At 63.0% G+C, this 22,319-nt stretch carries 15 protein-coding genes and 2 tRNA genes; 2 read left to right on the forward strand and 15 right to left on the reverse strand.

Annotation, left to right across the window (positions count from 1 at the left end):
- Nucleotides 1-83: 83 nt before the first annotated feature.
- The 6 genes from AC72UB_RS09710 to purM all read right to left on the reverse strand — a co-directional run bounded on the left by AC72UB_RS09710 (nucleotide 84) and on the right by purM (nucleotide 6,252).
- A tRNA-Ser gene (locus AC72UB_RS09710) sits at nucleotides 84-173 on the reverse strand.
- Between the two features lie 111 nt (nucleotides 174-284).
- Nucleotides 285-1,001 (reverse strand): alanyl-tRNA editing protein, encoded by a 717-nt coding sequence (locus tag AC72UB_RS09715; protein ID WP_505189642.1) that lies wholly within the window; start codon nucleotides 999-1,001, stop codon nucleotides 285-287.
- On the reverse strand, nucleotides 1,001-3,427 hold the full coding sequence (locus AC72UB_RS09720; RefSeq protein WP_505189593.1) for a DUF3772 domain-containing protein: 2,427 nt from the start codon (nucleotides 3,425-3,427) through the stop codon (nucleotides 1,001-1,003). Before AC72UB_RS09720 ends, AC72UB_RS09715 begins: the two co-directional genes overlap by 1 nt.
- A gap of 8 nt (nucleotides 3,428-3,435) precedes the next feature.
- On the reverse strand, nucleotides 3,436-4,470 hold the full coding sequence (locus AC72UB_RS09725; RefSeq protein WP_505189594.1) for a cysteine synthase A: 1,035 nt from the start codon (nucleotides 4,468-4,470) through the stop codon (nucleotides 3,436-3,438).
- Between the two features lie 145 nt (nucleotides 4,471-4,615).
- Complete coding sequence (purN, locus tag AC72UB_RS09730) at nucleotides 4,616-5,209, reverse strand: phosphoribosylglycinamide formyltransferase (RefSeq protein ID WP_505189595.1); 594 nt, start codon at nucleotides 5,207-5,209, stop codon at nucleotides 4,616-4,618.
- Nucleotides 5,206-6,252: a phosphoribosylformylglycinamidine cyclo-ligase gene (purM, locus tag AC72UB_RS09735; RefSeq protein WP_505189596.1), complete on the reverse strand. Its 1,047-nt coding sequence runs from the start codon at nucleotides 6,250-6,252 to the stop codon at nucleotides 5,206-5,208. Before purM ends, purN begins: the two co-directional genes overlap by 4 nt.
- Nucleotides 6,253-6,370: 118 nt before the next feature.
- Between purM and AC72UB_RS09740 the strand changes: the two genes are divergently transcribed.
- Together AC72UB_RS09740 and AC72UB_RS09745 are read left to right on the forward strand one after the other, a co-directional pair.
- A tRNA-Ile gene (locus AC72UB_RS09740) sits at nucleotides 6,371-6,446 on the forward strand.
- A gap of 247 nt (nucleotides 6,447-6,693) precedes the next feature.
- On the forward strand, nucleotides 6,694-10,464 hold the full coding sequence (locus AC72UB_RS09745) for a beta strand repeat-containing protein (RefSeq protein WP_505189597.1): 3,771 nt from the start codon (nucleotides 6,694-6,696) through the stop codon (nucleotides 10,462-10,464).
- Between the two features lie 69 nt (nucleotides 10,465-10,533).
- Here AC72UB_RS09745 and AC72UB_RS09750 read toward each other — a convergent pair whose 3' ends face one another.
- From AC72UB_RS09750 to AC72UB_RS09790, 9 genes are all read right to left on the reverse strand, one after another.
- Entirely contained in the window at nucleotides 10,534-10,914 is a 381-nt protein-coding gene (locus AC72UB_RS09750) for a hypothetical protein (protein WP_505189598.1), read from the reverse strand.
- 186 nt (nucleotides 10,915-11,100) lie between these two features.
- Nucleotides 11,101-13,101, reverse strand: coding sequence for an RNA polymerase sigma factor RpoD (gene rpoD, locus AC72UB_RS09755; RefSeq protein ID WP_505189599.1), 2,001 nt, complete (start codon nucleotides 13,099-13,101; stop codon nucleotides 11,101-11,103).
- A gap of 95 nt (nucleotides 13,102-13,196) precedes the next feature.
- Entirely contained in the window at nucleotides 13,197-15,122 is a 1,926-nt protein-coding gene (dnaG, locus tag AC72UB_RS09760; protein WP_505189600.1) for a DNA primase, read from the reverse strand.
- A gap of 92 nt (nucleotides 15,123-15,214) precedes the next feature.
- Nucleotides 15,215-16,363: an amidohydrolase gene (locus AC72UB_RS09765; RefSeq protein ID WP_505189601.1), complete on the reverse strand. Its 1,149-nt coding sequence runs from the start codon at nucleotides 16,361-16,363 to the stop codon at nucleotides 15,215-15,217.
- Nucleotides 16,363-16,899, reverse strand: coding sequence for a sarcosine oxidase subunit gamma (locus tag AC72UB_RS09770; protein ID WP_505189602.1), 537 nt, complete (start codon nucleotides 16,897-16,899; stop codon nucleotides 16,363-16,365). Before AC72UB_RS09770 ends, AC72UB_RS09765 begins: the two co-directional genes overlap by 1 nt.
- Nucleotides 16,892-19,813, reverse strand: a complete 2,922-nt coding sequence (locus AC72UB_RS09775; RefSeq protein ID WP_505189603.1) for a sarcosine oxidase subunit alpha family protein — start codon at nucleotides 19,811-19,813, stop codon at nucleotides 16,892-16,894. The genes AC72UB_RS09770 and AC72UB_RS09775 overlap by 8 nt, the downstream gene beginning before the upstream one ends.
- Nucleotides 19,810-20,082, reverse strand: coding sequence for a sarcosine oxidase subunit delta (locus tag AC72UB_RS09780; RefSeq protein WP_505189604.1), 273 nt, complete (start codon nucleotides 20,080-20,082; stop codon nucleotides 19,810-19,812). The genes AC72UB_RS09775 and AC72UB_RS09780 overlap by 4 nt, the downstream gene beginning before the upstream one ends.
- An 11-nt stretch (nucleotides 20,083-20,093) precedes the next feature.
- Entirely contained in the window at nucleotides 20,094-21,344 is a 1,251-nt protein-coding gene (locus AC72UB_RS09785; protein ID WP_505189605.1) for a sarcosine oxidase subunit beta family protein, read from the reverse strand.
- A gap of 102 nt (nucleotides 21,345-21,446) precedes the next feature.
- On the reverse strand, nucleotides 21,447-22,307 hold the full coding sequence (locus AC72UB_RS09790; protein WP_505189606.1) for an asparaginase: 861 nt from the start codon (nucleotides 22,305-22,307) through the stop codon (nucleotides 21,447-21,449).
- Between the last annotated feature and the right edge of the window lie 12 nt (nucleotides 22,308-22,319).

The raw sequence follows: 22,319 nt of genomic DNA on the forward strand, positions 1-22,319 counted from the left end.
TCGCATGGCCTCGCTAAACCCCTTTGAAACAAAAAGAAAAAAGGCCCCGTCAGGGACCTCATCTCGGGTTTGCAATGTGCAAGTGGCGGATCGATAGGGATTCGAACCCTAGAGACGGTTCCCCGCCTACACACTTTCCAGGCGTGCGCCTTCGACCACTCGGCCACCGATCCGTTGCGGGGTGTTTAGCGGGAAGTGCGGGGGCACTCAAGGGGGGAGGAGGCTGAAATTCACGAAGGATTTCGTCAGCGTAAGCCCGTGATGATACGAGTATCCACCTCTGATCAGCACAGGATCAGGCTGACGCGGCGGTTTAGCTTGCCCTTCTTCTCGATTTTGCCGATCTCAACCTCGCCAATCTCGGCAGTGCGCGCGACATGGGTGCCGCCGCAGGGTTGTAGGTCGATCTGGCTCTCGGCGTCGCCAATCCGCACAAGCCGCACCTTGCCTTGCCCCATCGGCGGGCGCACTGACATGGTTTTGATAAGGCCGGGGTTGGCCAAAAGTTCGTCATCACTAATCCAGCTGTCGCTCACCGCCAGATCGCGCGCGATCAGGGCGGCCAAGGCGGCGTTCAGCGCCGGCACATCCGCCGGGGCCTCGGGCATGTCGAAATCAAGCCGACCTTTGTCCGCGCCGATCTGCCCACCTGTCACCGGCAGCGGAATGACCACGGACAGAAGGTGCAAGGCCGTATGCACGCGCATGTGGCGATGGCGGCGGTCCCAGTCAATCCGCTGGCGCAGATCGGCGCCAATCGGGGGCAGCGGCCGGGCCTCGGCCGGCACAAGCGCGATGGCGCCCCCCTCGACCTTGACGGCGGTGGCAATCGTCAACCGCCCACCCTCCCAATCGATCAGCCCGCTGTCACCGGGTTGGCCGCCACTGGTGGCATAAAACACCGATTGATCCACCACGATGCCGCCTTCTGGTGTGTGACCAATAACGCGGGCCTCGGCCTCGCGCAGATAGGCGTCGTCTCGAAACAAGGGATGGGTCATCATGATTTGGTGGCGTCCTTGGCGGCGGGTTTTCGAGTGCGGGCGGCAGACTGGGTTGCGGCTTCGGCAAGGGTTTGGGCGGGCATGGGCAAGATGCCTTCCGCCGCAAATCGCGCGGCGATCTGGTGATTGACCTCGGATCGCACCTGCAGCTGGAAATTCACATCGCGCAGGATCAGCCGGATCTCGAAATTCATGGTCTCGGCCCCAAAGCCCACCAGCGCCACCATCGGCGGTGGCTGCAAAATGGCCAAAGGCTGCGCTTCGGCAATCTCGCGCAGCAATGCCTCGACCTTACGGCTGTCCGCGCTTAGGGGAACGCTGATCGGCACGATCAGCCGGCCTGTCAGGTTAAAGTGCGTCCAGTTGGTCACCCGGCCCGAAATCAGGTCTGAGTTCGGCACGATGACATCTGATCGGTCAAAAGTCTGGATTCGGGTCGAGCGCACCGAGATGGATTTCACAATGCCCTGGGTGGTGCCGACCTCGATCCAGTCCCCTTCGCTGACGGGCCGCTCGATCAACAAGATGATGCCCGAGACAAAGTTCGACACCACGGTCTGCAAACCAAAACCGATACCGACCGAAAGGGCACCGGCGACGATGGCCAGACCCGCAAGGTTGATCCCGGCGGCATTGATGGCCACCACCGACGCCAGAAACATCCCCAGATAGCCCACGCCCGACACGATGGCATTCTGCCCCCCCTGATCCAGCGAGGTGCGCGGTAGGATCGTGTTCTTTAATCCGCCCTGAAACAGCCGCGTCAGCACATAGCCCAGCGCAAAAACCGTGGCAAAGACCAGAAAATTGGTCGGCGAGATGCGGGTGTCGCCCAGCGCGATACCTTCACGGAACCGCGTCCAAAGCTCGGTGAGGTCTGAGGTGCGCGCACCCCAGATCAACGCCACCGCGGGCAGGCTCAGAAGCGCCAGCGCAAAGTTCGCCAAAACCGGCACCAGCGCTTCGCTGGGATCACCCTCGGCGCGGGTGATGGCGCCATAGATGTCGCTGACCAACTCTTGCAGCACCAAAAGCAAGCCGACAACGCCAAGGCTGAGGATGGCCGGGTAGATCAGCGCCGTGGCGGCCGGGATATAGCCAACCGCGCCCAACAGCGGGCCCACCACGGCCACCAGCATGGCCCCCTGCCCCAGAAAGCCGATCAGCCGCATGCCATAGCGGGTGACATCCCCTTCGCGACGCTCGCGCAGCAAGTGGCGGTGCAAAAGCTGGCCCATCCGGAACAGCAACAGCCCCGAGACAGCCAGCAGCGGAAAGCTTGCAACCGACGTGGTCCCTTCCGAGTAAGACTGGGCATCCATCGCCGCGAAGCGCAGGCCATCAAGGCCCAGCAGGGCCGCCATCAGCACCGCGTTATAGCGCGCCTCAGCCCGGCGTTCAGATGGCAGGCCGAACGGCCCAGCCGACACCCCGCGCGGGAAAACCTGTCCGGCCAACCACGCCGCAAGGATCACAAACAACGCCAGATCGCCTGCCGCATCGACCAGCCTTGCGCCCACCTCGCCCTGCATCTCGGTCAGCGACAAGGCCAAAAGGACGCACATAATCCCGACCAAAGGAAAAGCGATTTCCCCAAGCGAAGCGAAAAGCGCCAAGATCTTGCGCCCGCGCAGCGAGGCGCGGTCCTGCAATCGGCTGGACAAGTCTTGCACCCAAGACCGCCCATAGACCAAAAGACCCACCGCAAGCGCCAGCAAAAGCAGGATGAAAGGGACGTTATCGCCAAAAGCAGTGCGGGCCTTGGGATCGGCCCATTTCTCGGCCGTCTCCTCCCAAATCCGCACGCCTGTATCGGTCACGCCAATCAGCGCTTCGGGCCAATTGGCCGGGTTGATTGGCGCGGGCCAGAGTTTGAGCAACTGGTCGGCCTGCCGCTCACGCAGCACACGGTCAATTTCCGCGATCAGGCCATCCGCGCGACGATAGGCCTCTTCTGCCGCAAGGCCGGGGGCTTGCAGGGTAACAAGCTGTTCCGTCAAGACCGCCCGGCGCTGCGCGATCTCCTCCACCTCAGGAACGCCTTCGCCAGGGGATGGCCCCAAGGCGGCAATCTGGGCGCGCAGGGTGGCGATGCGGGCGGCATTGGCGTTTTGTTCGCCCAGAAGGGCGCTGCGCCAATCCACCATCTGCCGACGGATCGCCTCCAAAGCCTCAGACCCGACGTTGCGGTTGGCCGCCGCCTTTTCTGCGCGTTCAGCCAGCCGCTCCCAAGCGGCATAGTCCAGCGAGACCGCGTCTGCTGTGGCACTGGCGACGGGCGCTATAAGCCCCGGCCCCTGCCGCGGCACCAAGGCGCCGGTTTCATCCACCTGACGCAGGCTGTCCTGCGCTTGCGCGGGCGGGGCGTGCAGTGGGCCGACCCAAACCAGCGCGGCAAGGATCAGCCCGAGAGTAAGGCGCAAGCCCCGTCTCATGCGTCCAAAAAGACCGAAGGAATGGCCATGGGCGCACGATCCAGCCAACGCGGCACGGGCAGGCCTTTTTCCTTCAGGAAGGCGGGATTGTAGAGCTTGGACTGATAGCGGTTGCCATAGTCGCACAGGATGGTGACGATCGTGTGCCCCGGTCCCATCTCACGCGCCATGCGGATCGCGCCTGCGATGTTGACGCCTGACGATCCACCCAGACAAATGCCCTCTTCCTCCACCATGGAAAACACCAGCGGCAGCGCCTCAGCGTCGGGGATGCGGTAGCTGAAATCTGGGGTGAAGCCTTCAAGGTTTGCGGTGATCCGGCCCTGCCCGATGCCCTCGGTGATGGATGAGCCGGGCGCGTCCAACTGGCCCGTGGTGTAAAAGCTGTGCAATGCAGCACCTTCAGGGTCCGCCAGACCGATCTTCACGCCTTTATGCTGCAAGGCCATCGCCACACCCGCCAAGGTGCCGCCCGAGCCCACGGCGCAGATAAAGCCGTCAACCTTGCCGCCAGTCTGTTCCCAAACCTCGGGCCCAGTGGTTTCGATATGCGACTGGCGGTTGGCCACGTTGTCAAACTGATTGGCCCAAACCGCGCCATTGGCTTCGGTCTGCGCCAAAGCTTCGGCCAGACGGCCAGAATAGCGCACATAGTTGTTGGGGTTCTTGTAAGGCGCGGCGGGCACCTGCACGAGTTCCGCCCCCGCCAGCCGCAGCATGTCTTTCTTTTCCTGAGACTGGGTTTCGGGAATGACGATCACCGTCTTGAACCCCATCGAGGCCCCGACCAGCGCCAAGCCAATCCCGGTGTTGCCCGCCGTGCCTTCGACAATCGTGCCGCCGGGGCGCAAAAGACCCTTGGCCACCGCATCGCGGATCATGAACAAGGCCGCGCGGTCCTTGACCGATTGGCCGGGGTTCAGAAACTCGCATTTGCCAAGGATCGTGCAGCCGGTCATTTCCGACGCCCGCTTGAGCTTCAGAAGTGGCGTGTTGCCGATCGTATCGGCCAGATCGCTGTGAATGCGCATGGTCTTCCCCTGACTGTTGAGCGAACCTAGGCCCGAGCGGCGGCAAACTCAAGCCAGCGCGGCGGAAAAGGCGGCATATCCGCCAAGGTCAAAGCGAAGGGAAAGCCGTTCCGGATAGGCCGCGTTTGGCAGAACCCTGCCCCGATCAGCCCATCATCAGGGGGACGGTTTCACCCAGCGCAAAGCGGCGCAGGACCGCCGGATAAAGCTGGTGCTCTTGCACCAAAACCCGTGCGGCAAGGCTGTCAGCGGTGTCACCGGGCAAAACCGGCACGCGAGCTTGGCCAAGGATCGGCCCTGCATCGAGCTCCGCCGTCACCGCATGCACGGTGCAACCGGCCTCGGCGTCACCCGCTTCCAGCGCACGCTCATGGGTGTGCAGACCGGGGTACTTCGGCAAGAGCGAAGGATGGATGTTCAACATCCGGCCCTCAAACTGACGAATGAAGTCGGGGGTCAGAATACGCATGAAACCCGCCAGACACAGGATGTCGGGCTTGGCCGTAAGGATCGGCTGCAAAAGGGCCGCCTCAAAGCCCGCGCGGTCGCGGCCAAAGGGGCGGTGATCGACGGCGGCGGTCGGGATGCCAAGGGCGGCCGCCTTGGCCAGCCCGCCCGCCGTGGGATCGTTCGAGGCAACCAGAACCGGCACGCACGGATGCGGCCCGGACGCCATGTCGCGCAGCAGCGCCAGCATGTTTGAGCCACCCCCGGAAATCAGGATGGCGACGCGTTTCACAGAAGGCGACCCTTGTAGATCACGCCCTCACCTTTGACGACGCGACCAAGCTCGACCACGGTTTCACCCTGAGCGCGGAAGAGATCCGCCAGTTCGGCGGCCCGGGCCTGATCGACAAAAGCAATCATACCAATGCCGCAGTTGAAGGTTTTCAAAAGCTCTGGCTCGGCCATATTGGCGGTCTTGGCCAGCCAGCGGAACACTGGCGGCAAGTCCCATGCGGACAGATCAATCTCACACGCCAGCCCTTCAGGCACCACGCGGGGCGGGTTTTCGGTCAACCCACCGCCGGTGATATGGGCGAGCGCATGCACGCCCCCAGCCCGAATGGCGGCCAAGGATTGCTTGACATAAAGCCGGGTCGGGGCAAGGAGCGCCGCCCCCAGCGTACCGTCCGAGAAGGGCGAGGCCGCATCCCAGCCAAGGCCAGACAACTCCACCACCTTGCGGACAAAAGAATAGCCGTTGGAATGCACCCCGTTCGACGCCAGCCCCAACAGCACATCGCCCTCGGCCACGCCTGCGGGCAATTCGGTGCCGCGCTCCATCGCGCCCACGGCAAAGCCTGCAAGGTCAAAATCGCCCTTGTGATACATGCCCGGCATTTCCGCCGTCTCACCACCGATCAGCGCGCAGCCGCTGGCTTCACACCCTGCGGCAATGCCGGTGATGATGCGGGTCGCCTCTTCGACGTCCAACTTGCCGGTCGCAAAGTAGTCGAGGAACAGCAAGGGTTCGGCCCCTTGGCACACCAGATCGTTCACGCACATGGCCACCAGATCAATGCCGATGGTGTCGACATTGCCGGTGTCGATGGCGATGCGCAGCTTGGTGCCCACACCGTCGGTTGCCGCCACAAGGATGGGGTCGTTGTAGCCCGCCGCCTTCAGATCAAAGAGCGCCCCAAAGCCACCAAGGCCTCCCATGGTCCCGGTGCGATTGGTGCGCTTGGCCGCGGGTTTGATCCGGTCCACCAGCGCATTTCCAGCATCGATATCCACCCCCGCATCTGCATAGGTCAGGCCATTATGTCCGGTGGTCATGTCGAGAATCCCATGCTGGCGGCAATTGCCTGCCCCTTACGCCATCTGCCGCGGGCGCGCAACGCATGACGCCGCCCGCTTGCCACGCCCTGCCCCGCTCTGGTAGGCAGGCGCGTGGGGGGCTGTAGCTCAATGGTTAGAGCCGGGCGCTCATAACGCCTTGGTTGGGGGTTCGAGTCCCTCCGGCCCTACCACAGACCGGCGCCGCGCCGTCAGACCGCGCGCATTCGAATCAAGTCGTCCAGTTTGGCGATTGGTTCAACCCAAGGGACAATAATCCCCCATTCCCAGCATTCGCGCCGATCTGCGCAGGCCTGCCGCGCAATTGCCCAAGGCTGGCCCGGTTTGCTGCGCCCAAGGTCACATTCAAACCCAAATCCACGCCTAAAAATTCACGATGTTTAGGTGGGCTTTGGCCCGTTTTGAATTCGGAGCATTAGAATGGCAACGATCAACGGTGGAACGGGCAATGACTCGCTGACGGGTCTGGCCGAGTCAGACAGCATCACGGGTTTTGCGGAGAATGACACACTCCTGGGCCTCGGCGGCAATGACTCAATCTATGGCGGCGATGGCAATGACTCGTTGCTTGGCGGTGACGGCAATGACTCGCTGTTTGGCGGCCTTAACAACGACATTCTCGAAGGCGGTTCGGGCAACGACGACATAGACGGCGGCGATGGCATCGACACGCTCAGTTTCCTGACCTCGAACGTCGGCGTGTTTGTTAGCTTATCCAGCGGCACGGCCGAAGGCGGCCACGCACTGGGCGACACCTTCACCAACATCGAAAACCTGAGTGGCAGCGCATTTAACGACACACTGACCGGTAACGCCCTTGGCAACGTTCTTTGGGGCCTTGCGGGGGATGACTCGCTCGACGGACGTCTGGGCGCGGACACTCTGCACGGCGGCGCGGGCAATGACCTTTATGAGGTCGATGATGCGAACGACATCGTGATCGAGGCGCTGAACGCGGGCAATGACACGGTCAATGCTTGGGTCAGCCATACGCTGAGCGACAACGTCGAGGTGCTGCGCCTTTTCGGGACACACGACGTCGACGGCACCGGAAACGCGCTGTCCAATATACTCCACGGCAACGAAAGCACCCTGGTCTTTGGTGGCGACAACATTCTGCGGGGTCTGGGCGGCAATGACACGTTGTTTGGCTACAACGGCTTTGACACGCTGGACGGCGGCACCGGCAATGACGTGATGTACGGCGATACGGGCGATGATTTGTTCATTGTCGACAGTGCAGGCGATCAGGTGATCGAACTGGCCAACGGTGGCACCGATACGGTGGCGGCGTCCATCAACTACATTCTGTATGACGTTGTGACCTCAAACCACATCGAGAACGTGACGCTGACCGGCACCGCCAACCTGACGGCCACCGGCAACAGCCTGCGCAACACGCTGATTGGCAACTCGGGCCATAACATCCTCACGGGTGGCGGTGGCAACGACATGCTGCGCGGCGAGGAAGGCAATGATGTTCTGGACGGTGGCATCGGCAATGACACCATGATCGGTGGCTTGGGCGATGATGTCTATTATTTCGACCACAGCCAAGATGATGTGTCCGAAGCGATCGACAGCGGCATCGATACCGTCTGGTCTGCGGTCAGCGGCTATTCCCTGTCCGACCATGTCGAAAACCTGAACCTGGGCGTGAACGTCGTGGCCGGCAGCGGCAACGGTCTGGGCAATATCCTGACCGGCAATGCCTCGAACAACCTGCTGGATGGCAAGACCGGCGATGACACGTTGTTCGGGGGCGCGGGCAATGACACGCTGATTGGCGGCACCGGGGCCGACAGCATGCAGGGCGGTGCGGGTGACGATGTCTACCGCGTCGACAACGTCGACGACATTGCCGAGGAAACGCTGGCCGGATCGGGTGGCAATGACCGGGTCGAAGTGACCGCCCACCACAGTATGGGCGTCGGTATCGAAAACCTTTTGGTGATCGGTGGCGGCGACGTGGACGGAATTGGCAACCTCCTGAACAACGTGATGACCGGCGGGGGGGGCGACAACCTGCTAAACGGGATGGACGGCAATGACACGCTGCACGGTGGCGATGGCGAGGATACGCTGATCGGCGGCGCAGGGGTGGATGTGTTCCACGGCGGAGAGGGCAATGACACCTTCGTGCTGGACAGCGCGACAGAGGTCGTCGTCGAGACCCTGAACGACGGCATCGATACCGTTCAAATCGCCGCAAGCTATACTTTGTCAGAACATCTGGAAAACCTGCTTCTGGATGGCACTGGCGATTTCATTGGCACCGGCAACGCCGCCGCCAATCGCATGACGGGCAATGACGGCAACAATGCACTCTATGCCGGCAGCGGCAATGACAGCCTGTTCGGCGGTGCGGGCAATGACACGCTGGACGGCGGCATGGGCATCGACTCTTTGGAAGGTGGCGCGGGCGACGATGTTTATGTCGTTGATCACACCAGCGACAAAGTGCTTGAGCGGTCAAACCAAGGCGGCATTGACCGGGTCGAAGCCTCGGTCAGCTATGTCCTTGGCAGTAACTTGGAAAACCTCACGCTGACGGGGTCTGCCCATGCCAATGGCACCGGCAACTCAATGGCGAACACCATCCTAGGCAACCTTGGCGACAATCTGCTGCGCGGCGATGGCGGCAATGACGTGCTCAGCGGCAACGCTGGGAACGACACCTTGGACGGAGGCTCCGGCAATGACACCATGTCAGGCGGCATGGGCAACGATACGTTCATGCTCAGCGCGGCGGGCGATGTCCTTATCGAACTGGCAGGTCAAGGCATTGATACGGTGATCACGGTTGTCAGCCATGTTCTGACTGAGAACTTTGAGAACCTGACCCTATCAGGAACCTCGGGCCTGATGGGAACCGGCAACGCGGCCGCCAACATCCTGACCGGCAATGGCGGCGCGAACCGGCTGAGCGGGCTCGGCGGTCATGACACCCTGACGGGGGGCGCGGGTGCCGATACCTTGGACGGCGGGATCGGCAATGACGTGATGAGCGGCGGCACCGGCAATGACCTGTTCATCGTCGACTCGCTGGGCGATGTTGTGATCGAAGCGGCCAATGGCGGCACCGACACCATCCAGAGCGCGTTCAACACCACATTGGCCGCGACGGTCGAAAATCTGGTGCTGACCGGCAACGCCCATCTGAACGGGATTGGCAACGCGGTAGCCAATAAGCTGACCGGCAACGACGGCGACAACCTGCTGAGCGGGTTCGGTGGCAATGACACCTTGTCCGGCGGCAACGGCGACGACACGCTGGACGGCGGCAGCGGCAATGACCGCATGTTGGGCGGCACGGGCGATGACGTTTACATGGTGGACAGCCGCTTTGACGTGATCGTCGAAAGCAACTCGGGGGGAATGGATCTGGTTTATGCCAGCGCCAGCTACACAATGGCGAGCGGGCTTGAGACCCTGATCCTACAAGGCACCGCTGACCTTACAGCGACTGGCAATACCTCGGCCAATACCATCATCGGCAATGCGGGACACAACGCGCTGAACGGCGGGGCAGGCAATGATACGCTGAACGGTGGCGCGGGCAACGATACCCTGAACGGCGGTACCGGCAATGACAGCATGATTGGCGGCTTGGGCGATGACACCTACTCTGTCAACGCGTCGGGCGACCGCATTTCAGAAAGTGCTGCAGCTGGGGTCGATACGGTTTTGGCCGCGACCCACTGGACGCTGGGCGCCCATCTTGAGAACCTGACGATGGTCAGCACCGGATCGTACCGCGGAGTGGGCAACGAACTTGATAACGTGATGATCGGCAACCGTGGCAAAAACATGCTGCAGGGGGGCGATGGTGATGACGCCCTCAACGGCGGCGCAGGCAATGATGTGCTAACCGGTGGCGCGGGGGCGGATCACTTTGTGTTCTCGGGTACCACGCCCGGAAATGACAACATCACCGACTTCAACGCTGTGAACGGCGGCGGGGCACAAGGTGACCGGCTGGTGTTCGAAGGCCTTTTGGTTGGAACCTTTGTCTATCGTGGCGATGCGGCCTTCACGGGCGGATCGAACAATTCGGAGGCGCGTTTTGACGGTGCAACGGATCGGCTGTTGATCGACACCGACGGCGATGGCACCGCAAACTTCCATCTCGTGTTGACGGGGATGACCGAAGCCACGCAAGTCACCGGGTCAGACTTCTTGTGGAGCTGATCTGAGCCGAACCCGACAATAGCGCGCCGCCAAAAAGGGCGGCGCGTTTGCTTTTGGCGGATGCCGCGGTCAAAACCGCCAGCGGCCAACCCGGCACAGCGCCTGTGCATGGCCCGCACTAAGGCTGGCATCGCGATCACCAAGCAGCAAGAGGCCCGTGCGATCGGTCGCACCTTCGGGCGAGAGCGAGAAGGAGACCCCCTCACCCGCCCGGCGCGGCGGTGGGGTGACGCGGTAAAGCGGCGTCGTGGCGGGCTGGCCCAGGGCGCGGATCACGAAATCGCCCGCCGCGCACCAGCTTTCCGAGGAGGACAGTCCCGGACGTGCGACCACCACGATCTCGGTCGCCGTGCCGGTAACTTCTGCACCATTTCGGGCCTGAAAGGCCATGGCAGGGCTGGCCAGAAGCGATAAGAGCAGCAGACAGCGAAACATGGGAACCTCATACATGAGACCTGATCTTTTCTGAGGCTTGGCGCAGTCAAAGGCAAGTCCGACTCTGAAGAGTGGCAAGGACTGGCCGATCATAGCGCCCTAAAGGGTTCCACGGCGCTTCGGCGCACAACGCAAGAGCAAGCGCACGATGGGGCATCGGCGGCTTGATCTTGCGGCAGGCGCGTCGGGGTGAACCCCGACTTACTGATCCAAGAAGCTGCGCAGTTTGCGGCTGCGCGAGGGGTGCTTCAGCTTGCGCAGCGCCTTCGCCTCAATCTGGCGGATGCGTTCGCGGGTCACGCTGAACTGCTGGCCCACCTCTTCCAGCGTATGATCGGTGTTCATACCGATGCCAAAGCGCATGCGCAGCACACGCTCTTCACGCGGGGTGAGCGAGGCCAGAACGCGCGTCGTGGTTTCTTTCAGGTTTTCCTGAATGGCAGAATCCAAGGGCAGGATCGCGTTCTTGTCTTCGATGAAGTCGCCCAGCTGGCTGTCTTCTTCGTCGCCAATCGGGGTTTCCAAGGAAATCGGCTCCTTGGCGATCTTCATCACCTTGCGGACCTTTTCCAACGGCATCTGCAGCTTTTCTGCCAATTCTTCCGGCGTCGGTTCGCGGCCAATCTCATGCAGCATCTGGCGGCCGGTGCGCACCAGCTTGTTGATCGTCTCGATCATGTGAACCGGGATCCGGATCGTGCGGGCTTGGTCGGCAATCGACCGGGTGATCGCCTGACGGATCCACCACGTCGCATAGGTCGAGAACTTGTAGCCCCGGCGGTATTCGAACTTATCGACCGCCTTCATCAGGCCGATATTGCCTTCCTGAATGAGATCAAGGAATTGCAGACCGCGGTTGGTGTATTTCTTGGCAATCGAGATGACCAAGCGCAGGTTCGCCTCGACCATTTCCTTCTTGGCCTGACGGGCTTCTTTTTCGCCCTTTTGCACCTGATTGACGATGCGGCGGAATTCGGAAATGTCGACGCCGACATATTGGCCGACCTGCGCCATTTCGGTACGGAGTTCCTCCACCTTGTCGCGCGATTTCTCGATCAGCGCCTGCCAGCCCCGGCCCGCCTTGGCGGCCATGCGGTCAAGCCAGGTCGGGTCCAGCTCATAGCCTTGATATTCGTCGATGAATTCGCGGCGGTTGATGCGGGCGGCGTCGGCCAGCTTCACCATGCCCGAGTTGATCGCCATGATGCGCTTGTTGATGCCATAAAGCTGGTCGATCAGCGCTTCGATCCGGTTGTTGTGCAGATGCAGCGCGTTGACCAGCGCCACGATTTCCGAGCGCAGTTTCTGATAGGCAGCCTCTTCGGCGGCGGTAAAGCGCACGGTTTCGGAGAGCGTCGCCGACATACGAGCGTCTTGCATCTCGGCCAGCTTGTCATAGTCGCGCGCAATCAGGTCCAGCGTTTCCAGAACCTTGGGCTTCAGCGCGGCTTCCATTGCAGCCAGCGACATGGACACGCCGTCTTCGTCATCATCTTCCTCGACCTCGGCAAAGATCGGGTTGCCATCGGCATCCAGTTCAGGCTCGGCAGCGCCCGGTGCGCGGCGCGTGGCGGCGCTGGCGTCGACATCAACACCCTCTAGACCGGCGCCAACGATATCTTCCTCGCCGTCCAGTGAGCGGCCAAAGGTGGCCTCAAGGTCGATCACATCGCGCAGAAGGATGTCTTCAGACAAGAGTTCGTCGCGCCAGATGATGATCGCCTGAAAGGTCAGCGGGCTTTCACACAGGCCCGCGATCATGGTGTTGCGGCCGGCCTCGATACGCTTGGCGATGGCGATCTCGCCCTCACGCGACAAAAGTTCGACGCTGCCCATTTCGCGCAGATACATGCGGACCGGGTCATCGGTGCGGTCCAGCGTTTCGCTGGTAGCCCCGACCACGGCAACTTCGCGCGATGTCGAGCTGGTCTCGACAAGCTCGCCCACCGGCGCCTCGCCCTCTTCAACCTCTTCGTCGTCGATGATGTTGATGCCCATCTCCGACAGCATCGCCATCACGTCTTCGATCTGCTCGGACGAGACCTGATCGGGCGGCATCACCGAATTGAGCTGGTCATAGGTGATATAGCCGCGCTCCTTGGCGTCGGCGATCATCCGTTTGACGGCGGCTTGGCTCAGATCAAGGGAAACTTCGGCCTCTTCGCCTTCGGGTTTGCCGTCGTCATTGTCTTTCGAGGCCATGTCGTCTCCGTTCGTCAGTAAGGGCGAATCACTTGAGCGTTTGCGAATCAATAGCGCGAATCAGCGGAAAGCACAGGGGGGGTGCGGGCGTTGGGTTAGCGTTTCTTTTCCCAGACCCGATCATCGATCAAGGCCTGAAGGTGGCTGGACAGGGCGGCGCGGTCTTCGCCCATGTCATTGGCATCATCGCGCGCCGGATGATCGGCGCGGTGGCGGGCCTCGGCGGCCTGTGAGAGCCGCCATGTCAGCCCCTCATCGGCCAGACCGGTGAGGTCAAGAACCGCGTCCTCGATCTCGCGCCGGGCAGCGCGATGGGCGTCAAGTTTGGCCATTTCCTCGGCAAGACAAAGGGTTGCAAGATCAACGTCCGTGCGGTTGCGAACGGGCGGTGCGATCTGCACATGGGGACGGCGCATCAACGCGTCAAGGGCCGCGCCCGCCTTAACCCGCAGGATATCGTCCAAGCTGGCGGGGTTTTCGTCGGCATGGGCCAGTAGAAGCGCGCGCAGGCGGTTGTGATCCTCGCCCGTTAGGTCCAGCCGTTCCAACGCGCTTTCAAAGCGGTGAATAAGGCCAGGGTGCAGGATCAGACTGGCGAGAATCACCGCCTCACGCAGCACTTCCTCGACGGCAAGGCCTTGGGCCAAGAGCGATTGGCGCGCCGAGGCAGAGGCGGGCAAGGGCGTGCCCTTTGGCACAAAACGCGCCCCACGAAACGCCGGAACCCGAGCGCCACCTTGGCCAAACAGCTCCAGCCGCAACCGCTTGATATCCTCGCCGTAATGGGCGCGGATTGAAGGGTCGGCGATGCGTTTCAGGGCGGCGCGCAGGGATTTGTCCAGCGTGGCCTTGCGTTCAGGGCTGTCGAACACCCGGCCTTCGGTCTCGCGCTGCCACAAGAGACGCACCATGGGTTGCGCGCCCTCAATCACCGCCTGCATGGCCTGAGGGCCTTGGGATTTGATGAGGTCATCAGGGTCCTGACCACCGGGCAGAACCGCAAAGCGCAGGCCTTTGCCCGCCTCAAGCAGGGGAAGCGCAAGGTCCACGACGCGCAGCGCGGCGCGGATGCCCGCGGCATCCCCATCCAGCGCGATGATCGGCTCGTCATGGATGCGCCACGTCAGGCGCAGCTGGTCTTCGGTGACGGCGGTGCCAAGCGGGGCCACGGCGGCGGTGAACCCGGCCTCACAAAGCGCAATCACGTCCATATAGCCTTCGGCGACGATCAGCGGCTTGCCCTTGCCCGCCGCCTCACGCGCGGGGGCGTGGTTGTAAAGGTTGCGGCCTTTGTCGAAAATCTCGGTTTCCGGACCGTTGAGGTATTTGGCGTTGTCCTTGGGGTCCATCGCCCGCCCACCCAGCGAAATCGCCCGACCCCGGCCATCGCGGATCGGAAAGATGATGCGGTTGCGAAAGCGGTCGTAGGGCTCGCCGCCCTTGTCGGACTTGGCGCAGAGCCCGGAGGCGACGAGAAGATCGTCAGAAATCCCCTTTTGCTTCATCGCAAGTTGCAGCCCGTGCCAGCCATCGGGGGCAAAGCCGATGTCCCAGCGGTCTTGCGCGGCTTCCGAGAGCCCGCGCTTGGCAAGATAAGCCCGCGCCTCGGCGGCGGCAGAGGTTTTCAGCTGCAGGCGGAACCATTTGACCGCCTCATCCATCACCGCAATCAGTTGCGTGCGCCGGTCGGCCACTTGGGCCGCGCGGGCGTCGCGTTCGGGCATCGGCATGCCCGCCTCGCGCGCCAAGACCTCCACCGCCTCCATGAAGCCAAGGTTTTCGGTTTCCTTGATGAAGGTCAGCGCATCGCCCTTGGCGTGGCAGCCAAAGCAATAGTAATAGCCTTTGCGGTCATCCACATGAAAAGACGCGGATTTTTCTTGATGAAACGGGCAAGACGCCCACATGTCGCCCTTGCCCTGATTGGACTTGCGCACATCCCATGTGACCTTGCGCCCGACGACGGACGACAGGGAGACGCGGGTGCGCAGTTCGTCAAGGAAACCGGGCGGCAGGGACATTGGGGCTTTCGTAGTGCATTTGGCAGGCGGTGCGGGGGGGGGGGACACCCCCGCACCCCCGTGGGATATTTAGGCCACATTGAAGGCGAGAGTCACCCCAGAACTTCGTGGGCAATCTGGTGGAAAATCGCGACGCCGGGGGCAATCAGCGCGTCAGGAAAGTCGTAATCGGGGTTGTGCAGGGCGGGGTGGGTTTGGCCCGCGCCCAGAAACAGCATGGCCGAGCGCGTGCCGGGCTGGCCGAAACGGCCAAAATCTTCTGACGCGCGCATCGGCAAGTCGCCGGGATCATGGGCGATGCCCAAGGCCCCAAGTGCTGCGGTGATGCGGGCGGTGGCCTCGGGGTGGTTTACTGAGGCCGCGAAATCGTCATGAGTTTCCAGATGAAGCGTCAGGCCATGCGCGCGGGCTTGAGTTTCAGTGAGCGCCACGGCCTCGGCGCGCAAAGCGGCCATGTCGGCATCTTCGAGCGTGCGTAGGGTGATCCACAGCTCCGCAGCACCGGGGGCGATGCCGAAGGCGGGCGCACCCAGATGGGCATGGGTGACGGTGACAAGCCGGTAGCCCGGGGCAAGGGGCGCGGGTGGGGCCAAAGTGGAGAAGGCCGTGATGAGGGCAGCCAGCGCGAGGCCCGGCGAGGTTCCAGTCTCGGGTTGGCTTGCATGGGCAGTCTTGCCACCAAGGGTGATCTTCAGCCCTTGGCTGGCACAGTTCACCACCCCGGGTTTCACCAGCGCATGGCCCAAGGCAATGCCGGGCAGGTTGTGGATGGCAAAGGCCCAATCGGGGATCATGGCGGCAAAGGCCGGGTCGGACACAACCGCCGCTGCGCCCGAGCCGTCTTCCTCGGCGGGTTGGAACATCAAGATCACCCTGCCCCGCGCCGGGCGCTGCCGCGACAAGAGCCGCGCCAAGCCGACGAGAAGCGCCATATGCCCGTCATGGCCACAGAGATGCCCGGTGCCGGGGCGGGTGGAGCGGTGAGGGATATCGGAAATCTCGGTGATCGGCAGGGCATCAAGCTCGGCCCGGAACATTACCGTGGGGCCGGGATGACCGCTGTCAAAGACCGCCGCAACCCCGTGGCCGCCAAGGCCGGTATGCAGCTGATCGGGCGCAAGGGGCTGGAGCGCTGCCACCACCCGGGCGGCCGTATCGGCTTCATGCCGGCTGACCTCGGGGTGGCGGTGCAGGTCGCGTCGCCAGTCGGTCAACTCGGCGATGTCGCGGGGGGTCAGCATCAGCCGCGGGCGGCCACGGTGCGCAGGGCGGTCTCCACCTCATGCCAAGCGGTGCGGGCCATGGAGCGGAAGGTGAGGACGAGGAAGCTTTCCTCGCTTTCACGCAGCAAGATGGCGGACATGTGCCCCAAGGGCGCGCGAACCGCGCGGCCCACCGGGAAGGCTTGCAGCCGCAGGTCCAAGGGGACATGGCGCATCAGCACATCGTGCGCCTTGGCGCCCGTCAGACGCAGCGCGGACCAACCGCCGGATTGGTCGGTAACCGCGGCAGAGGCCCCAAAATCGGGGGCCTCAACACCGATCAGGAAGGCCTGTTCGCGGCCAGTCCAGACCAGCACAGCGCCGTCCTTATGCGCCAGCATGTTGGGGGCGGGAAAGGTCAGTTCCAAGGGCTTCAGCGCCTTGTTTGCGGCCTTTTCCTGCCCCGGAAAGAGGGCGATCGAGGTGATCGGGCCAAGATCCACGGGGGTTAGGGTGCAGCTGCCATGGGTCAGGGCCGCGTGGTCAACGGCGGGCTTTGCGATGAGTTCAGGCACGAAGCTTCTCCCCCTCTTTGTCGTGGAACACCGGATCGCAGACCTCGGCCAAAAGGTCCAAGCCCCGCAGGTGATCGACGATGCGGATCTTTTCGCCATGCCGCGCGCGGCCGTTTTTCAAGAAGCCCAGCGCAAGGCAGGCGCCCATCAGATCAGAATGGGCGAATGAGGTGATATAGCCTTGGCTTTGTTCGCGCCCGACCGTGTCGCCTTGGGTAAAGAGATGCGCGCCCGAGCAAGGTGGGGTGCCGACCACGATCTTCAGGCCGACAAGCTGCTGACGCTCGGGCCCAACAAGGCCGGGGCGGGCCGCCATGGCCTTGCCGATGCAGTCCTTCTTCGGGCTGATCATCTTTTCCATGCCGATGTCAAAGGCCGTGGTGCGGCCATGAATCTCGGCATGGGTGATAAAGCCTTTCTCGACGCGCAGGACGTTCAGCGCCTCCATCCCGTAGGGACCACCGCCCATGGTTTCGGCCTTGGCCACCAGATCGCGGAACAGGCTTTCGCCAAAGCGGGTGGGCACGGCGATTTCATAGCCCTCTTCGCCCGAAAACGAGATGCGGAAGAGCCGGGCCTTGACCCCGCCCACCGTCACCGGGCCACAGGCCATGAAGGGGAAATCCGCGAGAGGCTGATCGAGAACCGCGTTCAGAAGCGCGCGGGATTTTGGGCCCGCCACGGCGAATTGCGCCCAAGATTCTGTGACCGAGATAAAGCGCAGGTCCCAGTTGATGCAGTGGGTTTGGTGAATGAAGTCGAGATGGCGCATCACCAGACCAGCGGCGGCCGTGGTGGTGGTCATCAGGAAGTGGTTTTCCCCCAACCGCGCCGTCGTGCCATCGTCCAGCACATAGCCGTCTTCGCGCAGCATCAACCCATAGCGCACGCGCCCCACGGGCAAGGTGCTGAAGGTGTTAGCATAAACCAGATCAAGGAAGCGCGCGGCGTCGCGGCCCTGAATGTCGATCTTGCCCAAGGTCGAGACATCGGCCACGCCCACGGCGCTGCGCACCATGGCCACTTCGCGGTCGCAGGCCTCTTGCCACGTCGTCTCGCCGGGTTTGGGGAAGTAGCTGGGGCGATACCAAAGCCCAGCCTCGATCATCGGCGCGCCACGGTCGCGGCTGGCCTGATCCGATGTCATGAAGCGTTGCGGCGCAAAGCCAGCCCCGCGCCCCCCTGCCCCCATCGCCGCGATGGAAACGGGCGTATAGGGTGGGCGGAAGGTGGTGGTGCCGGTTTGTGGGATGCCGCGCCCGGTGGCATCGGCCAGAACGGCCAAGGCCCCCACATTCGAGTTCTTGCCCTGATCGGGCGCCATGCCTTGGGTCGTATAGCGCTTCATGTGCTCGACCGACGCATAGCCTTCCACGGCGGCCTGTTTGACGTCTTTGGTGGTGACGTCATTGGCAAAATCCAGCCAAGCGCGGCCTTTGCCCTCAACCGCCCAAAGGGGTTCGATGGCATAGGGCAGGCCCTCAGCCTTGGGCAGCGCGGCTTTGCCGGGGTTCAGCCCCAGATCGCCCAGCGCCGCCTTCGCGGCCTCATGCCCCGCGGCAAGGCAGCCATGGGTGGTGAAGATGCCATTGGCCGACCCGGCGGCCGTGAGGCCGGGAACCGCGCCCTCGGCGGGCACGAAGGCGGCAATCTCATCGTTCCAGCGCGGGCGACCATTCATGTGGCAGGTCAGGTGCAGCGTGGGGTTCCAGCCGCCTGACATCGCCAGCAGATCGGTTTCCAGCTTGAATTCGCCCCCCGCATGGTGCCCTTCGATCCGGGTCAGACCGTGGCGTCCAGCGGTGTCGGTGATGCGGGCACCCAGATAGACCGGGCAATCCTCAACCGCGCTGGCATTGGTGCGGCTGTCGAGGATGGCCGCGACCTGCACGCCTGCGGCCATCAGCGCACGGGCGCTGGCGCGGGCGCCGTCGTTGTTGGCAAAGAGCGTCACGCGCTGACCGGGGACAACGCCATAGCGGTGCAGATAGGTTTCCACAGCACTGGCCATCATGATGCCGGGGCGATCATTCATCGGGAAGGCAATCGGCCGTTCCAGCGCGCCAGAGGCAAGGATCGTGCGGCGCGCGGTGATGCGCCAGAAGCATTCGCGCGGCACATCGGGACGGGCGGGCTTGTGCAGCGCCACGCGTTCAAGCGCCGCGAACACGCCGTCATCATAGGCCCCGGTCACCGTGGTGCGGCGCATGATGCGGACATTGGGCAGCGCGGCGAGTTCGGCCTCGGCCGCGGCCACCCAATCCAACCCCGGCGCGCCGTCGATGGTCTCACCGTTCGATATCAGACGCCCGCCAAGGCGGCTGTCCTCATCGGCCAAAATGACATCAGCCCCGGCGCGGGCGGCAGTCAGGGCCGCCATAAGCCCGGTCGGGCCACCGCCGATGACCAGAAGATCGCAAAATGCGAAAGCCTTTTCGTAATGCCCCTCATCATGGCGGCCCGAAAGACTGCCAAGCCCTGCCGCGCGGCGAATGGCGGGCTCGTAGATCCGCTCCCAAAAGGCGCGCGGCCACATGAAGGTCTTGTAGTAAAAGCCCGCCGAGAGAAACGGGGCCATAAGGTCATTCACCGCCAGAAGGTCAAAGCGAAGGGACCCCATGCGGTTCTGGCTGCGGGTGGTCAGCCCCTCAAACAACTCCTGCATCGTGGCGCGGACGTTCGGGGTCTGGTTGGCTGCGCCGATCACTTCGATCATCGCGTTCGGCTCTTCAGATCCGGCGGTCAGCACCCCACGCGGGCGGTGGTACTTGAAACTCCGCCCCACCACTTTGACGCCATTGGCCAAAAGCGCCGAGGCGACAGTGTCGCCCTTGAACCCCTGATAAGGCTTGCCGTCGAAGGTAAAGCTGACGGGCTTTGCGCGGTCGATCAGCCCCTTGCCTGCGATCCTCATTTCGCACCGCCTTTCAGATCGGCCACCAGTTCGGCGCTGTAAATCTCGTGGGTGACGGTGTTGCGATGGACGCGCAGCCACTGGGCGCAGCCGGTTTCGTGATACCACAGGTCATGCGTCTTGCCCGCCGGGTTGTCGCGCAGGTGCAAATGGTCGTCCCATGCCTCAATCGGGGCATCGGGAGCGGGGCGGTTCAGATAGTCATCTGATCCGTAGTAGTAGAATTCGCGCCGGTCGCGGGGGCCGCAAAGGGGGCATGGGATGCGCATGAAAGTGTCCCTTAATGCAGGTTATGCTGGCTGCCGGTGCCTTCCTCGTCGAGGATCTGGCCGGCGCGGAAGCGGTCAAGGCGGAAGCGGCGGGCGACATCATGCGACTGGCCGGTGGCCATCAGATGCGCCATGCACCAGCCCGAGGCAGGCACAGCCTTGAAGCCGCCATAGTTCCAACCGCAGTCGATGAACAGACCGTCAACAGCGGTCTTGTCGATGATCGGGCTGCCATCGGGCGTCATATCCATGATGCCCCCCCATGAGCGCAGCACCTTGGCGCGCCCAATCATTGGCACCAGCGTCATGCCAGCTTCCATCACATGCTCGACCATCGGCAGGTTGCCGCGGCTGGCATAGGAGGCGTAGAAATCCAGATCGCCCCCGAACACAAGGCCACCCTTGTCGGACTGGCTGATGTAGAAGTGCCCCATCCCGAATGAGATGACATGGTCGATGACGGGCTTCAGGCCTTCGGTGACAAAGGCTTGCAGGATATGGCTTTCAATGGGCAGGCGCATGCCCGCCATGGCCGCGACCTGACCGGAACGGCCTGCCACGACGATGCCGACCTTGGCCGATTTGATCGCGCCGCGCGTGGTTTGCACGCCCACGACCTTGCCGTTTTCGACATCAATCCCGGTGACTTCGCAGTTCTGGATCAGATCAACGCCCAACTGGTCCGCGCCGCGCGCATAGCCCCACGCCACCGCATCATGGCGCGCCGTGCCGCCGCGCGGATGCAAAAGCCCGCCGTAAATCGGAAAGCGGGTGTTTTCAAAGTCGAGATAGGGCAAGAGATCGCGCACGCCCTCGCGGTCCAGAAGGATCGCATCATCGCCTTGGTTGATCATCATATTGCCGCGCCGGGCAAAAGCATCGCGCTGGCCGTCCGAATGGAAGAGGTTAATCAACCCGCGCTGCGAATGCATGACGTTGTAGTTCAGCTCGCCCTCAAGACCTTCCCACAACTTCATGGAATGGCTGTAGAATTCCGAGTTGCCCGGCAGGAAGTAGTTAGCGCGCACGATGGTGGTGTTGCGCCCGATATTGCCGCTGCCGAGATAGCCTTTTTCCAAGACCGCGATGTTGCGCAGCCCGTGGTTCTTGGCCAGATAATAGGCGGTCGACAATCCATGCCCGCCGCCGCCGATGATGATGGCGTCGTAAGCGGCCTTGGGGGCCGGGTCGCGCCACGCGGGCATCCAACCCTTGTTGCCGAAAAGCCCTTCGGTGAAGACTTTGAAGCCTGAATAGCGCATGATGCCTGCCCCGTTCTTTCGTCCGCAGTGAAGCGGCTTAGCGGTTTATATGCAAGAGCTTGGCGCGATTTCCTTTGACGCAGACGACAAAGTTTGTCGCAATCAGGCTGCGGGCGGCGCGACAGAGAGGCGCAGCCACAGCCGGGCGAGCGCCTGTTCAGCCGACATCCGGCCGCCATTCTCCACGCCTGCGGCCCAAAGGGGCGCACCTGCGGCATAGGCGCCGGGCTCCAGCCCGCCCTTCAGGCATTGGCTGACCGCGATCATCGGCTTGCCCTTCGCGGCCATCAGAGTTTCAGCCAAAGCGGCGGGCATGGTGCCCGCGCCAAAGACGCGCAGAACCGCGCCATCCAGCGCGCCAAGCGCAGCGGCCAATGCCCGCGGCGAAAGGCCGGGTGTCAGTGAGACGATGCCCACCGATTGGCCAATGTCGAACCGCCGGGCGGGGGGTGCCGGTGGCGCCGCCGGCTCACCCACCGGGGCGAAGGCGGCGGCGTCTTGGGAATCCAGCTTGGAGACTGCGCCTGCGGGCAGAACCTGCCCGCCAAAGGCCAGATGCAGACCCGGCTTCGCACCCAGCGCGGTCTGGATTGCCAGCGCCAGGTTGCCTTCGGCGTCCGAGCCCGCCACGCCAAGCGGATGCATCGAGCCGGTCAGAACCACCGCCCGCCCCTGCCCCACCCCTGCAGCCTCCAACGCCGCCCCGGTAAAGGCCATTGTGTCGGTGCCATGGGTCACGATCACCGGGCCAGGAGCCGCTGCGATGCGGTCCAAAAGCGCGTTCCAGATCGCAGGCCCCAAATCAGCACTGTCGATCAGCGGGTCAAGCTTTTGGTGATCAAGCGTCAGCCCCGGCGCAATCAGCGCCAGCGCCGCCGCCACCTTTTCAGGCGCGGGGCGCAGGCCGTTTGGCCCTGCGGTCATGCAGATGGTGCCGCCGGTTTCGATCAGGGTCAGATGCATCGGTGCCTTTCA

The sequence above is a fragment of the Allotabrizicola aquatica (SeqCode) genome, assembly GCF_965194375.1.
GTDB classification, from domain to species: Bacteria; Pseudomonadota; Alphaproteobacteria; order Rhodobacterales; family Rhodobacteraceae; genus Tabrizicola_A; species Tabrizicola_A aquatica.